Annotated in this window: 11 protein-coding genes and 1 pseudogene; 7 read left to right on the top strand and 5 right to left on the bottom strand. The window is 70.7% G+C overall.

What is annotated here, in order from left to right; all coding sequences use genetic code 11:
- The 6 genes from ITP53_RS44570 to sppA all read left to right on the top strand — a co-directional run.
- Positions 1–2,323 (top strand): ATP-binding protein (locus ITP53_RS44570; protein WP_328817794.1); only part of this gene is annotated, 2,323 nt, incomplete at its 5' end.
- A 214-nt stretch (positions 2,324–2,537) separates the two neighbouring features.
- Positions 2,538–3,479, top strand: a complete 942-nt coding sequence (locus ITP53_RS44565; RefSeq protein ID WP_236051881.1) for an alpha/beta fold hydrolase — start codon at positions 2,538–2,540, stop codon at positions 3,477–3,479.
- 163 nt (positions 3,480–3,642) lie between these two features.
- A complete protein-coding gene (gene glgB, locus ITP53_RS44560; RefSeq protein WP_195901524.1) occupies positions 3,643–5,811 on the top strand; it encodes a 1,4-alpha-glucan branching protein GlgB in 2,169 nt (722 codons plus the stop codon).
- Between the two features lie 89 nt (positions 5,812–5,900).
- Positions 5,901–7,829, top strand: coding sequence for a S8 family peptidase (locus ITP53_RS44555; protein WP_195901523.1), 1,929 nt, complete (start codon positions 5,901–5,903; stop codon positions 7,827–7,829).
- Positions 7,830–8,019: 190 nt separating this feature from the next.
- A complete protein-coding gene (locus tag ITP53_RS44550; RefSeq protein ID WP_195901522.1) occupies positions 8,020–9,408 on the top strand; it encodes a S8 family peptidase in 1,389 nt (462 codons plus the stop codon).
- Positions 9,409–9,532: 124 nt separating this feature from the next.
- A complete protein-coding gene (gene sppA / locus ITP53_RS44545; protein WP_195901521.1) occupies positions 9,533–11,233 on the top strand; it encodes a signal peptide peptidase SppA in 1,701 nt (566 codons plus the stop codon).
- Here the strand turns inward: sppA and ITP53_RS44540 are convergent.
- Genes ITP53_RS44540 through ITP53_RS44520 form a run of 5 tightly spaced genes read right to left on the bottom strand, consistent with a single transcriptional unit; the run spans position 11,226 to position 15,124 of the window.
- Positions 11,226–11,711 carry a flavin reductase family protein gene (locus ITP53_RS44540; protein ID WP_328817790.1) on the bottom strand — a complete coding sequence of 162 codons (486 nt, stop codon included), beginning with the start codon at positions 11,709–11,711 and terminating at the stop codon, positions 11,226–11,228. The two genes, sppA and ITP53_RS44540, sit on opposite strands and share 8 nt — an antisense overlap.
- Positions 11,712–11,751: 40 nt before the next feature.
- Complete coding sequence (locus ITP53_RS44535) at positions 11,752–12,678, bottom strand: ABC transporter substrate-binding protein (RefSeq protein WP_195901520.1); 927 nt, start codon at positions 12,676–12,678, stop codon at positions 11,752–11,754.
- Between the two features lie 37 nt (positions 12,679–12,715).
- The gene (locus tag ITP53_RS44530) at positions 12,716–13,408 is read right to left on the bottom strand and encodes an ABC transporter permease (protein WP_195901519.1); all 693 of its coding nucleotides are present in this window, start codon (positions 13,406–13,408) and stop codon (positions 12,716–12,718) included.
- Positions 13,405–14,085, bottom strand: coding sequence for an ABC transporter permease (locus tag ITP53_RS44525; RefSeq protein WP_195901518.1), 681 nt, complete (start codon positions 14,083–14,085; stop codon positions 13,405–13,407). Before ITP53_RS44525 ends, ITP53_RS44530 begins: the two co-directional genes overlap by 4 nt.
- The gene (locus tag ITP53_RS44520; RefSeq protein WP_195901517.1) at positions 14,078–15,124 is read right to left on the bottom strand and encodes an ABC transporter ATP-binding protein; all 1,047 of its coding nucleotides are present in this window, start codon (positions 15,122–15,124) and stop codon (positions 14,078–14,080) included. The genes ITP53_RS44525 and ITP53_RS44520 overlap by 8 nt, the downstream gene beginning before the upstream one ends.
- A gap of 297 nt (positions 15,125–15,421) precedes the next feature.
- On the opposite strand from ITP53_RS44520, the pseudogene ITP53_RS44515 reads away from it, so the two are divergent.
- Positions 15,422–17,029: pseudogene (locus ITP53_RS44515) on the top strand (hypothetical protein); the annotation flags it as partial.

Raw genomic sequence — 17,029 nt, 5'->3', positions numbered from 1 at the left:
GAGCCCCGGCACGGCACCGAACCCCGCGGCCCTGCCGGCAACCTGGCCCACCCCGGCCGCCGACCGCGCGGCCCGACCGGGGCGGACGGTGGAGGGTGTGGTTGGGCGGTTGGTTGCAGGGGTGGCGGGGAAGGAGACGCTGCTCGTCCTGGACAACTGTGAGCATGTTGTTGAGCAGGTCGCCACGGTGGCGGCGCGGCTGTTGCGGGCGGCGCCCCGGGTGCAGATTCTGGCGACCAGTCAGGAGGCGTTGCGGATTGAGGGCGAGGCCCTGTGGAGTGTGCCGCCGCTGGATCAGGAGGCTGCGGTGGAGCTGTTCGTGACGCGGGCCGGCATCGAGCCGGACGCCGACGTGGCGGAGATCTGTGCCAGGCTCGACGGCCTGCCGCTCGCGTTGGAGCTGGCCGCGACCCGGATGCGGGTGCTGACCCCGCGCCAGCTCGCCGAGCGGCTCGACGACCGCTTCAGGCTCCTAGCCTCCGGGCTGCGGGGCGCGCCGGCGCGGCAGCAGACGTTGCGGGCGATGATCGACTGGAGCTGGGAGCTGCTGACCGAGGGCGAGCAGGTCGTGCTGCGGCGGCTGGCCGTACACGCCGACGGCTGCACGCTGGAGGCGGCCGAGGAGGTCTGCGCCGAGCCCGGCGTGGACGTTCTCGATCTGCTGGCCAGACTGGTGGACCGTTCGCTGGTGGTACGTGTGCCAGGACCCGAGCCGCGGTACCGGCTGCTGGAATCGGTCGCCGCCTACTGCCAGGAGCGGCTGGCCGAGGCGGGCGAGCGGGCCGACGTACGGCTGCGGCATCTCCGCTACCACACCCGCCTGGCCGAGCGGTCGGAGCCGTACCTGCGGGGGCACGAGCAGCGACACACGCTCGCGCGGCTCGACGCCGAGACCGCCAACCTGCGGACCGCGCTGGAGACGGCGGTCCAGCTCGGCGCGGTCGGCGAGGCGATCCGGCTGGTGAACGCGATGGCCTGGTACTGGGTGCTGCGTGGCAGGCTCGGCGAGGGGCAGCAAGCCCTGGAGGCCGCCCTGTCGATCACCAAGCCACCGCCACCGTCCCTGTCACGGTCACAGTCTTCAGACGTGGCGCCGTCCTCGAACGCGGCAGGGTCCTCAAGCGCAGGACCTTCAGACGTGGCGCCGTCGTCCGGCGTGGCGCCGTCGGTGGCTACGGCGAGTGGGGTTGCCGAGGCCAAGGTTTGGGTTGTGGGGTTGGAGCTGTTGGCGGGGCGGGCTCGGGTGCCGGAGCCTGGGTTGTTCGAGGCGATCGAGGAGCCGGCGGCGCGGGCCAGGGCGCGGTGGTTCGCTGGGTTCGCGCTGTTCGGGTACGGCGATCTGTCCGCCAGCAGGGAGCTGGTCGAGACGTCGCTGGCCGCGTTCCGTGAGCTGGGCGACCAATGGGGTACGGGCGCCGCGCTGAACGTCCTGGCCAGGTACGCGGCCATGCGCGGTGACCTGGCGGCGCTGCGGCGGGACGGTGAGCGGGGGCAGGCGCTGTTCAGGAAGATCGGCGACCGGTGGGGCGAGATGCGGGCCGCGGAGAACCTCGGCACGCTCGCCGAGATCACCGGCGACTACGAGCGGGCCTCCGAGCTGCGCATGGAGGGGCTGCGGATGGCCGAGGAGCTCGGACTGTGGAGCTCGGTGTCCGACGCGTTGTCCCGGCTCGGCCGGATCGCCATGTTGACGGGTGACCACACGCGAGCCGAGGACTGTCACGAGCGCGCCCGGGAGCTGGCGCGTACGCAGTCGAACCGGCCCGCCGAGCAGTTCGCCGAGGTCGGGCTGGCGCTGGGGGCGCGGCGGCAGGGGCGGTTGGACGAGGCCGAGCGGCGACTGCGGACCTGGCTGGGGTGGGTCAGGGAGGTCGCGGGCGAGCCAGGAACGGCGTTGATCCTGGCCGAGCTGGGGTTCGTGGCCGAGCAGCGGGGTGACGCGGCGGCCGCGCTGGAGCTGCAGCTCGACGGGCTCGCCGCGGCCCGCAAGGTCGGCGATCCGCGGGCGACCGCCCTGGCGCTGGAGGGACTGGCGGGGGCGCGGGCGATCGGCGGGCGGCACGAGGAGGCGGGACTGCTGCTGGGCAAGGCCGCGGCGCTCAGGGAATCCGTGGGCGCGCCGCTGCCGCCTGGCGAGCGTGGCGACGTCCACAGGATCACGGCCGCGGTGGAGGCGGCCTTGGGACCGCAGGCGCTGGCCACGGCGCTGACGCGCGGCGCGGCACTCCCCCTGGAACACCTCGTCCCCGAGGCCCCGGGCGTTCCCCGTGACCGTCTCGGCCCACCCTCGGGCCAGCCCGGCGCCCCGGGCGTTCCCAGGTGACCGTCTCGGCCCCCGGACCGAACCGTCTCGGCCCTCCGGAGCGGCGGGAGGCCGCGGGCGTTTCCGGGTGATCGTGTCGGGGGGTCGGGGGGCGGTTTGCTGGATTGGCAAAGGGATTCGTGGTGGTTCACCAGCCCGTCCGACGATTGAGGCGTACGAGGGTCAGGAGTTTGGAGGGTTGATGTCGCTCGAAAAGGTCACGCATCGTCTGGTCTTGTCTTCGGCCGGTCGCATCCATGTGGTGGAGCAGGGCAACGGGCCGCTGGTGCTGCTGGTGCACGGGTTCCCGGAGTCCTGGTACTCCTGGCGTCACCAGTTGCCCGCCCTGGCCGCGGCCGGCTACCGGGCCGTCGCCGTCGATGTTCGCGGCTATGGGCGCTCGTCCAAGCCCGCGGACGTCGCCGCGTACCGGATGCTGGAGTTGGTCGAGGACAACGTCGCCGTGGTGCGTGCCCTGGGCGAGCGGACGGCGATGATCGTCGGTCACGACTGGGGCGCGACCATCGCCGCGGACTCCGCGCTCGTCAGGCCCGACGTCTTCCGCGCGGCCGGGCTGCTGAGCGTGCCGTACGCCCCGCGCGGCGGCCCCCGGCCCAGCGAGGTCTTCGCGAAGATGGGCGGGGAGGAGGAGTTCTACGTCAGCTACTTCCAGGCGCCCGGCCGGCCGGAGGCCGAGATCGAACCGGACGTACGCGGCTGGCTCGCCGGCTTCTACGCCGCCCTGTCCGCCGACACCATGCCGCCCCAGGGCGCCCCGGACCCACATTTCGTCTCCCCCGGCGGGACGCTGCGCGACCGGTTCCCCGCCGACCGGCTCCCCCGCTGGCTGAGTGAGGACGACCTCGATGTCTACGCCGGGGAGTTCGAGCGGACCGGCATGACCGGGGCGCTCAACCGCTACCGGAACATGGATCGGGACTGGGAGGACCTGGCCGCCTTCGACGGCGCCCCCGTCACGCAGCCGTCCCTGTTCATCGGGGGTGGGCTGGACGCGTCCACCACCTGGATGGCCGACGCCGTCGAGGCCTATCCCGCCACGCTGCCCGGCCTGCTCGCCACGCACCTCCTCGACGGCTGCGGCCACTGGATCCAGCAGGAACGGAGCGAGGAGGTCAACGAGATCCTGACCGGCTGGCTCGCCTCGTTGCCCACCTGAGGCCGCGGCAGTATGTCCAGCCGTGGACTGGGAAGGACCAGTTATCTGAACCCGGCATTCTCTTGTAACGAAGCCGGTATTTCGCACTTTCGGTGATTGTGTCCGTGAATGCGGGCAGTGCCTGGGATGGACGGTCACCATAAGGCAGGGTTGGAGCATGCCGATGACGACAGAACTCGACCGCCTGGCGGGCGGGGCCCACCATGATCCGCACTCCGTGCTCGGAGCGCACCCCGTGTCCGGTGGAGTCGCCTTCCGCACGCTGCGCCCGCTGGCCGAGCGGGTGCGAGTGGTGCTGGACGACGGTACGGCCCACGACATGAAACACCAGGCCCACGGCGTGTTCGAGGTCATGGTGCCGGCCCTGGACAAGGTGCCCGGCTACGCGCTGAGCGTCAAATACCCCGGCGGCGAGCCGCACCAGGTGCGTGACCCGTACCGGCACTGGCCGACGTTGGGCGAGGTCGACCTCCACCTCATCGGCGAGGGCCGGCACGAGCGGCTGTGGGAAGTGCTCGGCGCCCGCGTGATGGAGCACGAGGACGTGTCGGGCACCGCGTTCGCCGTGTGGGCGCCCAACGCGCGCGGCATCAGGGTGGTCGGCGACTTCAACCACTGGGACGGCACCGCCTACCCGATGCGGTCGCTGGGGCGTTCTGGGGTGTGGGAGCTGTTCGTGCCCGATCTGGAGGCGGGCGAGCGGTACAAGTACCAGGTCCTCGGCGCCGACGGGGTATGGCGCGACAAGGCCGACCCGATGGCCAGGCGGACCGAGGTGCCGCCGATGACCGCCTCCGTGGTGGACAAGTCCGCGTACACGTGGGACGACGACGAGTGGGTGACGAGCCGGCGCGAGCAGCAGCCGCAGCGCGGCCCGATGAGCGTCTACGAGGTGCACCTGGGGTCGTGGCGGCCCGGACTGTCGTACGTGGAGCTGGCCGAGCAACTGTCGGAGTACGTCGCCGACATGGGCTTCACGCACGTGGAGCTGCTGCCGGTGGCCGAGCACCCGTTCGGCGGCTCGTGGGGCTACCAGGTGACGTCCTACTACGCGCCCACGGCCAGGTTCGGCACCCCTGACGAGTTCCGCTACTTCGTGGACCTGATGCACAGGCGCGGCATCGGCGTGCTCCTGGACTGGGTGCCCGCGCACTTCCCGATGGACGAATGGGCACTGGCCCGCTTCGACGGCACCCCGCTGTACGAGCACGCCGACCCGGCCAGGGGCGAGCACCCGGACTGGGGCACGTACGTGTTCGACTTCGGCCGCAGGGAGGTGCGCAACTTCCTGGTCGCCAACGCGCTGTTCTGGCTGAAGGAGTTCCACATCGACGGCCTGCGGGTGGACGCGGTGGCGTCGATGCTCTACCTGGACTACTCGCGGCGCGAGGGCGAGTGGACGCCGAACGTCTACGGCGGCCGGGAGAACCTCGACGCGGTCGAGTTCCTCAAGGAGATGAACTCCGTCTGCTACCGCGAGGCGCCCGGCATCTCGACCGTGGCCGAGGAGTCGACGGCCTGGCCGGGGGTCAGCCGCCCGGTCCACCTGGGCGGGCTCGGGTTCGGCTTCAAGTGGAACATGGGCTGGATGCACGACACGCTCGAATACCTGCGTCACGAGCCCGTCTTCCGCCAGTACCACCACCATCAGATGACGTTCTCGCTGCTGTACGCCTACTCCGAGAACTACGTGCTGCCGCTCTCCCACGACGAGGTCGTGCACGGCAAGGGGTCGCTGCTGGGCAAGATGCCGGGCGACGAGTGGCAGCGGTTCGCGCAGTTGCGGGCGTTGCTGGCGTTCATGTGGGCGCATCCGGGCAAGCAGTTGCTGTTCATGGGCGGCGAGTTCGGCCAGGGCTCGGAGTGGTCGGAAGGCCGCGGGCTGGACTGGTGGGTGCTGGAGTTCGACGGGCACCAGGGCGTCCAGCGGCTGGTACGCGACCTCAACCGGATCTACAAGGACACCCCGGCGTTGTGGGAGCGGGACGCCACGCCCGAGGGGTTCCGGTGGATCGACGCCGACGACGCGTCGGGCAACACGTTCTCGTTCGTCCGCTACGCGAACGACGGGTCCGCGGTGGCGTGCGTGGTCAACTTCAGCGGCGGGCCGCACGAGAACTACCGCCTCGGCCTCCCGTACGCCGGTCAGTGGGAGGAGACGGTCAACACCGACGCGTACGAGTACTGGGGCAGCGGCGTGGGCAACATGGGCGCGGTCGAGGCCGACGGAGAGCCGTGGCACGGGCTGCCGTACTCCACGACGCTGCGGGTGCCGCCGCTGGGCGCGGTCTGGCTCACCCACGCGGGGAGCGTCGGTGAGAGCGAAGGTTGAGCCTGAAAGTTCGGTGAGAACCGGCCTGGGGGCCTGTGCGTGTCGGGCAAATCGCCCTAAACTCCGAGATCATCCCCTTCGGAGGACGCGTGCGACTTCGCCCCCTGATCGTGTGCTCGATCGCGCTGGCACTACTGCCGTTTTCGGCTCCCGCCTATGCGGACGATCCACCCGCCGCCCCCTCGCCCACCGTCTCCCAGGACGTTCCACAGGAGCCACCACAGGAGACGCCGCAGGAGGAGGTGCCGCAGCAGGAGCCTCAGGAGCCACAGGAGAAGGTCGAGGACGGCTTAGGCATCGACGGCGAGACCGAGCGAGCCGTCGTCGAACTGACCGACCCCGCCCAGAACACGCCCGTCGCGAGCCAGGCGATGACCGAGAGCGTCGACGTGGTGCTGCAGCCGCAGAGCCAGTCGTTCATGGTCGTCGAGGGCACCGCGGAGGAGTTGGCCGCGTTGGCCGAGGACCCGCGCGTCACCTCCATCCACCGCGACAGGATGTACTCCCCCGCTGAGATCGGCCCCAACCTCACACTGATCGGCGCCGACAAGGCGCACGCGGCGAACCACACCGGCACGGGCCAGGCGGTCGCCGTGCTCGACACCGGCGTCGACCTCGACCACCCGTGGCTGGCCGGCCGGATCGTGGCTGAGGCCTGCTTCTCCGCCGTGGAGCCCGGCGTCGAGTCGCTGTGCCCGAACGGCACGACGGAGCAGATCGGCCCTGGAGCGGCCGACGCCATGACCGGGAAGTGCCTGGCCGACGGCGTGAACCTGTGCGAGCACGGCACCCACGTCGCGGGCATCGCGGCCGGCACCGGCGGCGTGGCCCCGGGTGCGAAGATCGTGCCTGTGCAGGTGTTCAGCCGGGTCAACGACGCGGACACCTGCTTCGGCGAGTCGTCGTGCCTGCTGGCGTTCGAGTCGTCGCTGCGGCTGGCCATGGATTACGTGGCCGGGCTGAGCGAGCCGATCGCGGCGGTGAACCTGAGCCTGGGCGGCCAGTTGTCCGAAGGCGAGTGCGACACCAGCGAGGAGGCCTCGATCTTCAAGCCGAAGATCGACGCGCTGCTGGCCAAGAACATCGCGACCGTGGTGGCCGCGGGCAACGAGTTCTTCGAAGGCGCGTCGTACCCCGCCTGCATCTCCAGCGCGGTGGCCGTCGGGGCGAACGACAACGGCGACGCGATCGCGGACTTCTCCAACCGGGGCGCGATCGTGGACCTGTTCGCGCCGGGCGTGGACGTCCAGTCGTCGGTGCCCGACAACCAGACGGCGGTGCACAGCGGCACGTCGATGGCGACGCCGCACGTGGCCGGCGCGCTGGCGCTGATGAAGTCGGCCGCGCCGGACAAGCCGATGGCCGACCTGATCAACCAGCTCAAGACGACCGGCCGCCCGTACGTGTACGACGCCAACGGCGCCCAGGTGACCACGCCGCGCCTGGACCTGGCGGCGGCCCTGACCGGGGCCGCGCAGCAGCCGCCTGTCACGCAGACGCCGACCGCCCCGGACCCGACCGGCAGCAGCGGCCCGAGCCCGGAGCCCGAGGACCCGGCGGCCCCCGAGCCCGAGCCGTCCGCGGAGCCGGTGCCGCTGCCCACGGTCACGGTCACGGTGACCGTCACGCCGAAGCCGGCTGCCGTGGTCTGCACGCGCGCCTCCAAGGCTTCGGCGAAGATGGAGGCCAAGACGTGGGCCGTGGAGATCCACCGCAGCAGCGGCAAGATCTCGGACACCACGCTCAACTGCTATCTGAAGCTGATCGGCAAGTCGAGCAAGGTGTTCCCCGAGCTGACCAAGGCGTCCTCGCTCGGGAAGGCGTACCGGGTGCTGAAGAACACCAAGACCAGCCGCGCCAGGCTGGACAGCGCCCTGCTCACCGCGTGGCTGAACTGGGCGCACGGCACGAACGGCACCACGACGATGACCGCCGCCGAGAAGGTGCGGCTGAGCGGCAAGTCGTCGGCCGCGGCGCTGAAGAAGGCCACCACCAACGTCCTCAAAAAGGCCAAATAGCGAAATTTCGAGAGAAAGGCCGGTCGCTCCCGACCGGCCTTTCTCTTTGCGCCTCATCAACGCAAAAGGACGTCCAACGTTTCTCTGAGCTACATACGTCACTGACATCACACTTGTCCCAGGGGGGGATGTATGCGGCCGTACCCAGCCGGGAGCCGGAAACGGCTCGGTCTGACCCTCGGAGGAACAAGTGAGACTACGGTCTCTGCTGGCCGGCGTCGCTGTGCTGGCCATGTCCGCCTCACTCTGCGCCACCTCGGCGCTCCAAGCCGACACCACCGACAGCGGCGGCCCGGCCATCAGCCCGGCGCTCGTCGCGGAGATCAGGGCGAAGAGCCGCGTCCGGTCCATCATCCAGCTCAAACCGGGCCACAGCGTGCAGGCCGTCGCCAGCGACGTCGAGAAGGCCTCGGAGGGGAGCCGGGTCGTGGAGTCGGCGCGGTCCGACCGCTTCTTCGTCGCAGAACTGGACGATTCGACGCTGGCCACGCTCAGGAAGGACGTCCGCGTCCAGGCCGTCTACAAGGACGAGTTGCTCCCCGCCATCCTCGACGCCAGCACGAACGTGATCCGCTCCACCCAGGCCAACCAGGCCGGCTGGACCGGCAGCGGCACGACCGTGGCCGTCCTGGACACGGGGATCGACCGGGACCATCCCTTCTTCGCCGGCCGCCTCGTGGACGAGGCGTGCTTCTCCTCCTCCGACGCCGCCGAGGGCACCGTCTCGCTCTGCCCCAACAACCAGGCCAGCCAGCTCGGCGCCGGCGCGGCCGACGCCGAGACCGCACAGTGCCTGGTCGACGGCGCGAACGCCTGCTCGCACGGCTCCCACGTGACCGGCATCGCGGCGGGCCGCAGGGCCGCGGGTGCACCGTCGGACGGCGTCGCGCCGGCGGCCGGCATCATGGCGATCCAGGTCTTCAACCGCGTGGACGACGCGTTGAGGTGCACGGCCGCCGGCACCCGGGCCCCCTGCTTCCTCAGCTACGTCTCGAACCAGAAGCTGGCGCTCGAGCACGTGGCGCGCGTGGCGAGGACCCACAACGTCGCCGCGGTGAACATGAGCCTCGGCGGCGGCGGCCCCTTCAGCGAGCCCTGCGACGCCGACGCGGACGCCGCCGCGCTCAAGCCCGAGTTCGACGCCCTGGTCGCCGCGGGGGTCGCCCCCGTGGTGGCGGCCGGCAACCACGGCTTCCAGAACGGCGTCGCCATGCCCGCCTGCATCTCCAGCGCCATCGCCGTGGGCGCCACCGACGACGCCGACGCTCTGGCGCCCTTCACCAACCGCGGCCCGCTGCTCGACTTCTTCGCGCCCGGCGTGAACATCAACGCCTCGGTGCCCGACGACACGTACCGCCAGATGAGCGGCACCTCGATGTCCGCGCCGCACGTGGCGGGGGCGTTCGCGCTGATGCGGCAGGCGTACCCGGACTTCACGGTCGCGCAGAGCCTGCAGCGGCTGCGGAACACCGGCACGCCCATCCGGTTCGACGCGGCGGGGACGCCGGTGTCGACGCCGCGGATCGACGTGGAGCGGGCCACCTCCGAAGCGCGCGCCCCTGCCGATCCCCGCGTCTGAAGCGAAGCGAAGGACCGGATTTCCGGCCCTTTCGCACGTCTGCCCCCTCTGACCGGAGGGCCGCCTGACCACCGGTTTCCCGCACCCCGGCGCATTTCGAAATGTGTCGCTTAGGGTGGCTTCTATGGACGCAGGCAAGGCGATCTTCGAAACCGTCGACAGGCTTCGCCAGCGGCGCACCGCCCCGCTGGTGCTGGAGCTCGATCTCACCGAGGGCCTCACGGAGGGCCCGCCGACGGACCCGCTCGCCGCGGTGCTGTCCATGCGCAAGACCCGCCTGCCCGACGTCCTTTCCGGGCTCAAACGGGCCAGGCATGACTCCAGGGTCAAGGCGCTGATCGTGAAGATCGGCGGCAATCCGCTCGGCCTGGCCGTGGTACAGGAGCTGCGGCAGGCGGTCATCCAGTTCCGGGCCTCGGGCAGACTGACCGTCGCGTTCGCGGAGACGTTCGGGGAGTTCGGCGGCGGGACCGTGCCCTACTACCTGGCCAGCGCGTTCGAGCGGCTCTACCTGCAGCCGAGCGGCGACGTCGGGCTGACCGGGGTGGCGCTGGAGCAGCGCTTCCTCAAGGGCGCGCTGACCAAGCTGGGCGTCGGGTACGAAGCCGGCCAGCGGCACGAGTACAAAACCGCCGTCAACACGTTCACGCAGGACCACATGACCGAGCCGCACCGCGAGTCCATGAGCCGCATCGTGGAGTCGGTCACCGAGACCCTCGTGGCGGGCATCGCCGAGGGCCGCAGGCTGGACCCGGGCAAGGTACGCGAACTGGTCGACCGCGGCCCGTTCACCAGCGCGGAGGCGCGCGAGGCCGGCCTGGTCGACGGCCTGGCCTACCGTGACGAGGTGTACGACGAGGTCAAGCGCTCCGCGGGCGACGACGTCCACCTCCTGTACGTGTCCCGCTACGCCCGCGGCACCGCCGTGAAGAAGCTGCCGAACCCGATGGCGAACGGCGTCGCGCTCGTCCACGCCACCGGCATGATCAAGACAGGCCGCAGCGGCCGTAGCCCGCTCGGCGGTGGCGGCGCGATGGGCTCGGACACGATCGGCGCCGCGCTCAGGGCGGCCAGGCGCGACGACCACATCAAGGCCGTGGTCTTCCGGGTGGACAGCCCAGGCGGCTCGTACGTGGCCTCCGACACGGTGTGGCGCGAGGTGACGCTGACGCGCAAGGTCAAGCCGGTGATCGTGTCGATGGGCGACATGGCGGCGTCCGGCGGCTACTTCATCTCGATGGCCGCCGACGTGATCGTGGCCCAGCCGGGCACGCTGACGGGCTCGATCGGCGTGTACGGCGGCAAGCCCGTCCTCTCCGAACTCCTCCAAAAAATCGGGATAAGTTCCGAAATGGTGGCTGAAGGGGTCAACGCGGGCATGTTCTCCACATCCCGCGGCTTCTCCCCCGAGCAGTGGGAACGCGTGAACGCCTGGCTCGACCGGATCTACGATGACTTCGTGGGAAAGGTGGCCAAGAGCCGCGACCTCACCCGCGACAGGGCCCACGAATTGGCCCGCGGCCGCGTGTGGACCGGTGCCGACGCGAAGGCGGGCGGGCTGGTCGACGAGCTGGGCGGCCTGGAGGACGCGCTGGTCCTGGCAAGGAAGCGGGCCGGCCTCGCCGAGGACGCGCCCGTACGCACCTACCCGCGGCTCAATCCGCTGGAGCGGCTGCGCGGCCCGGAGTCCAGCGAGGACAAGGCCGCCGCGCTGACCAGGATCCGGCTGGACTCCTGGGGACCGCTGGCCCGCCTGTCCGCCGAGCTCGGCCTCCCGGCCACCGCCGGGCCCCTGCTCCTGCCCGAGTGGTACACGATCAGGTGACGCCCATCGCGCGGTATCTGCCGCGCAGGCGTACCAGAGGGTTGAGCGAAGGGTCGACGTAGCAGACCGCGAGGACGGCGGCGACGAAGAGCGTGTGGTCGCCGGCCGGGACCACCTTGGTGGTCTCGGCTTCCAGCGCGGCCACGCCGCCCTCCACCACCAGCGCGTCCGTGTGCGGTCCCCGGTGGTGCGGGACGCCCTCCAGCAGGAGCCGGGCGCTGGGACGGCCGGGCGTGGCGAAGCGGCTGGCGATGGCCGCCTGGCCGGACGACAGCAGGGAGGCCGCCCAGCGGTCCTGCCTGAGCAGCACCTCGTTGAGGTAGCCGCGGCTCGCCAGGCTGACCAGGACCAGCGGGGGCTCCAGCGAGACGGACATGAGCGCCGACACCGTGGCGCCCAGGTCGTCGCGCCCGTCGCGTACGGTCACCACCGCCACTCCGGCCGCGAGCTGCGCCATCGCCTCCGTGAGCACGCTCACCGCGAGAGCCTCCTGGGGACGGAGGCCCTCGCGGGACGTGTCACGCGAGGCCGTTGGTGGTCAGCCATTCCTTGGCCACCGTGGCGGGCTCGTCCTTGTTGATGGCGATCTTCTGCATCATGTCCAGGAGGGACTCCGTGGACAGCTTCGCCGAGATGGAGTTGAGGGTGGTCCTGATCGGCTCGGTCGCGGCGGCCTTGTTGAGCAGCGGCGTCACGTTCTGGGCGGGGAAGATGTTCTTGGTGTCCTGCAGCGGCACCAGGTTGTTCGCGATCATCTTCGGGTCGGTGGTGAACACGTTGCCGACCTGGATCGAGGCGTCCTTCAGCGCGTCAGCGGTGGTCGCGCCGGTGGACTTCCACTCCTTGAACTCGATCCCGTAGACCTCCTTCAGCCGCGCCTCCCACCGTCCCTTGAACTCGGGCGGCCCGCCGAAGGTCATGTCCTTGGAGACCTTGGCCAGGTCCTCCATGGTGTTGAGTGACTGCTTGGTCTGGGTGTCCTTGGTGATGGACATGCTGTCCTTGTCCTCGGCAGGCGAGGAGTCGAGCACCTCCAACTCGGCGGGCAGCTTCTCCTTCAGCGCGGTGTTGACCTCGTCGGTGGTCGTGGCCGTGTTCTTCAGGTCGAGGAAGGCGAGCAGGTTGCCGTTGTACTCCGGCACGATGGTCAGGCCACCGCTCTTGACCTGGTCGATCACTACCTCGCGGGTGCCGATGTTCGGCTTCTCCTCGACCTGCACGCCCTTGGCCTCCAGCGCCTGCGCGTAGATCGAGGCGAGCAGCACGCTCTCGGGGAAGTCGAACGATCCGATGACGGCCGTGCCACCCCCGCCGGAGGCCGAGCCGCTGGGAGCCGCGCTCGAGGTGTCGAGCGGGTTTCCCGCAGTGCCGCCGCCACCGCCACAGGCGGCCAGCGCGAACATCGCCGAGAGCAGCACCCCCGCGATGCCGTACTTCCGTCTCATCTTGCTTTCCCTTCTAAGCGGGAGGTAATACGGGAGACTATCGAACCTTCAGTCGCCGGCTCACCCCCGGCGAGACGGTCACCCTCTGGGCGAGCGCGAACAAGATCTGCACGACGAGGGCGAACAGCACAATGAGTACAGAACCGCCGACGACCCTCGCGTAATCCTTCGTCGCGAAACCGTCGATCACGAAGCGTCCGAGCCCGCCGAGCCCGGTGTAGGCGGCGACCGTGGTGGTGGCCACGACCTGGATCGCGGAGAGCCGGCAGCCCAGCAGGATCAGCGGCAGCGCCACCGGGACCAGCACCCGCCCGAGCACCTGCCCGCCGCGCAACCCCATCCCGTACGCCGCGTCGCGCAACTCGGGATCGACGCCCCTGATGCCCTCGAAGGTGTTCACCAGGATCGGCGGCACCGACAGGAGCACCAACGGGATGATCACCGGCCAGATCGAGGCCGCGCCGAGCAGCAGCACGAACATCACCAGCAGGCCCAGCGTGGGCAGCGCCCTGGCCAGGTTCGCCGAGACGACCACGAGCACCTCGCCCCGGCCCGTGTGCCCGATCAGCAGCCCGAGCGGCACCGCGATCAGCACGGCCAGCACCAGGGCCAGGACCGAGAACTCCAGGTGCTCAAGGAGCCGGGCCGGGATGCCGTCGGGGCCGGACCAGCGCCCGGGGTCTCCGAAGAACTCGGCCAGCCAGCCGAAGAACGCGGTGAGCCAGCTCATGCCGTGACCCCCTTGCGTGCGCGTACCCATGGGGTGAGCAGCCGCTGCGCGAGCACCAGCAGCCCGTCGGCGACCAGCGCCAGCGCCACGATCAGCACGATGCCGACGACGACCGGCGGCATGAACGGGTTCTGGTACGCCCGGGTGAACAGCCCGCCGAGCCCGCCCTGCCCGATCAGCGCGCCCACGCTGACCAGGCTGATGCTGGAGACCGCGACCACCCGCAGCCCCGCCAGCACAACAGGCACCGCGATCGGCAACTCGACCAGCAGCAGACGGCGCAGCGGCGTGAACCCCATCGCGATCGCCGACTGCCGCACGTGCTCGGGCACCGACCGCAGCCCGTCGACCACGGCCGGGATGAGCACGGCCATGCCGTAGAAGGTCAGCGGGATGATCACGGTGGTCTGCGACAGCCCGGTCGCCGAGATCAGCAGCATGAAGACGGGCAGCGACGGGAGCGCGTAGACGACGTTCATCAGACCGGAGGTGGGCTGGTAGAGCCAGCGCCAGCGCGCGCAGGCCAGCCCGAGCGGGAGCGCCACGACCAGCGCGGCCACGATCGGCACGAGGGACATCGTCAGGTGGTCGAGGAGCAGGTTCTTGATGCTGTCGACCCGCCCGGTGTCCCAGTTACGCCCGATCCACTCCCATATCGAGGGGGGACCGTCACCCATCTGCCGCCTCCGCCAGCGCCTCGTCGAGAGCCTGCCGACCGGCCACGCCGACGACCCTGCCCTCCTCGTCGACGGCCACGGAACAGCCGGAGGGGGACAGCAGCGCCGCGTCGAGCGCCGAGCGCATCGAATCGCGCCCGTACACGAAGGTGCCGTACGGCTCCAGCTCGCCCGACCCGGACGTCCAGCCGAGCGGCCGGCCGTCCTCGCTCACGACCAGCGTCCACGGCTCCTCGCTCTCGCCACCCTCCCGCATGGTCAGGTCGGTACGCAGCCGCAACCCCTCCGTCGAGACGAACTGCAGCCGCCTGATCCCCCTGTCGCGGCCCAGGAACTCGCGGACGAAGTCGTCGGCCGGCTCCGACAGCAGCGTCTTGGGGTCCGCGAGCTGCGCCAGCCGCCCGCCCACCCGTAGCACCGCCACCCGGTCGCCGAGCTTGATCGCCTCGTCGATGTCGTGGGTGACGAAGACGATCGTCTTGTTGAGCTCCGCCTGCAGCCTGAGCAGCTCGTCCTGCAGGCTCGTACGGACGACGGGGTCGACCGCGCTGAACGGCTCGTCCATGAGCAGCACCGGCGGGTCTGCGGCCAGCGCCCGTGCCACGCCCACCCGCTGCTGCTGACCGCCGGACAGCTGGAACGGGTAGCGCCCGGCCATCGCCGGGTCGAGCCCGACGCGTTCGAGCAGCTCCATGGCCCTGGCACGAGCCTTCTTCTTGTCCCAGCCGAGCAGGAAGGGGACGGTGGCGATGTTGTCCACGATCTTCCGATGCGGGAACAGGCCGGCCTGCTGGATGACGTAGCCGATGCCGCGCCGCAGCGTCGGCGGGTCGATCCCCTGCACGGGCACACCGTCCAGGAGGATCTGCCCCTCCGAGGCGTCGATCATACGATTGATCATCCGGAGTGACGTCGTCTTCCCGCAGCCCGAGGGCCCGACGAGCACGGTGATCTCGCCTGTGGGCGCCTCGAGGCTGAGGTGGTCCACGGCGACCGTACCGTCTGGGTAGCGTTTGGTGACAGCGTCGAATGTGATCACGCGCGACCTCTCGCTTCCTTGGCAGGGCCGCAGCCCCCCTGCCACGACCGCCGCATGATCTCTTGCAGCACAGACTACGGCGATTCGGACCGGCCTGTCGTCCCGGGATCGGGCTTAAACGCTTCACTGACCAGGCACATCTGCTTCACAAGCGGGGATATTCACATGAAATGTGCTTCTGGTAGTGCGCCAGACCGGGATGAGTTGGCATGATTACCTCCACAAACCTCTGACGCTCCACTCCCCCGACGCGCACCTCTCACCTCTGCCTCCGCACACAGCAAGGGATCCGGCACCGTGTCCCAGCCGCTCACCGATCAGCGCGAACACGCGGAACTGGTCGCAGAGCTCTACGACCGCCACGCCGCCGGGCTGTTCGCGTACTGCGCGGATCAGCTGGGCGACCTCGGCTCCGCGTCCGACGTCCTGCTGTCCGTACTCTCAGGCGTGCCCGCCACGGCTCCGCCGCGCGCCGCCCTCTACGCGTACGCCCGCCGCGAGATCCACCGGCGCAACGTCCTCTACTCGCCGCCCGCCGTCGACCCGCTCATCGACCCGGCCTCCGCGCTCGTGGAGCGCACCCTGCGGGAGCTGCGCCCGCACCAGCGCGAGGTGCTGGTGTTGTGCGGGGTCTGCGGGCTGAGCAAGCACGAGCTGGCCTGGGTGCTCGACGTCGCGCCCGACACCGCCGAGGAACTGGCGGTGGGCGCGCGGCACCGGTTCAGCAAGACGCTCACCACGGCGCTCGGCTCCACCGGGATACGCGTGTCCAAGCCGGTGGCCGACATCTACGGCGCGCTGGGGGTGGCTCCCCTGCACGACGTGCTCGGCCGGCTGCCGTGGCCGCAGCCGCCTGGCGCGTTACGCATCCACCTCGTCGGCTCGCTCACCGCCAGTCCGGCGCCGATGTTCGTCAAGCCGCGCTGGCCGCTGTCACCGGTCTGGCCGCAGCCACTGGCCGACGCCGATCCGGCGACCAGCACCGTGATCTTCCCGGCCGAGCTGCTGACGCCGCCTTCGCCGTCGCACGTCGCCGGACACGAGGCCACGACGGAGCCCATGCCCAAGCTCCGCGACCCGCTGGGAGCGACCGACCTGCCCTTGCGTGACCCGCTGGCCTCCACCCGCTCCCTGCGTGACCCCCTGTCTTCCAGGGATCCGCTGGAGGCGGGCCGGTCTCTGTGGGACCTGCCCGATCGGCCCCTCAGGTCGGCGCCGCCACCTTTCGGTGCACGGCCTTCGCCGGGCGGCCCCTCCCCTGCCTCGTTCGCCGGTGGGCCCGCACAGGACTTCGCGCCTTTCGGCAAGGGACCCGCGCAGGACTTCGCAGCCTTCGGCGGGGCACCATCGCAGGGCTCCGCACCCTTCGGCGGGGCACCCTCGCAGGGCTCCTCACCTTTTGGCGGGGGACCCGCGCAGGGCTCCGTGCCGTCCCAGGAGCCGCCGTTCTTCCTGGCGGCGCCCATGGGTGCCGAGCCGTTCGCGACCGGTGACGTGATCCTGCCCAGGGACACGCAGGAGCCGTTCGCGACGGGTGACGTGCTGCTGCCCCGGGACGCGCCGCGGCCGTTCCCGCCCATGGCCGACGTACTCGTGCACCGGGGTCCCGAACGCCATCCACCGTCGTTCTTCGGACCGCCACCGGACTCCGAGCAGTCACCGGTGTTCGGGCTCGGGCGACCACCGGGGTTCGGGCGGTCACCGGGAGCCGCGGAGGCGGTTCGGGATGCCGCGACGGGTCTGGATCCGGCGCCGGCGCGGGAGGCGGCGCCGTTGTTCCAGCCGCGCGGTAAGCCTGCCGAGGCGGTCTATCGGATGCCGCGGCCCGAGGAGGTACCGGCCGACGAGGACCCGCCCACCGCGCCCATGGCGATGGCATTCCTGGAGCCGTCCGCCCCCGCGACC

Source organism: Nonomuraea cypriaca, from assembly GCF_015645445.1.
Lineage (GTDB): Bacteria > Actinomycetota > Actinomycetes > Streptosporangiales > Streptosporangiaceae > Nonomuraea > Nonomuraea cypriaca.
Note: the sequence above shows the minus strand (reverse complement) of the source record. Positions and strands in the feature narration are given on the sequence as shown.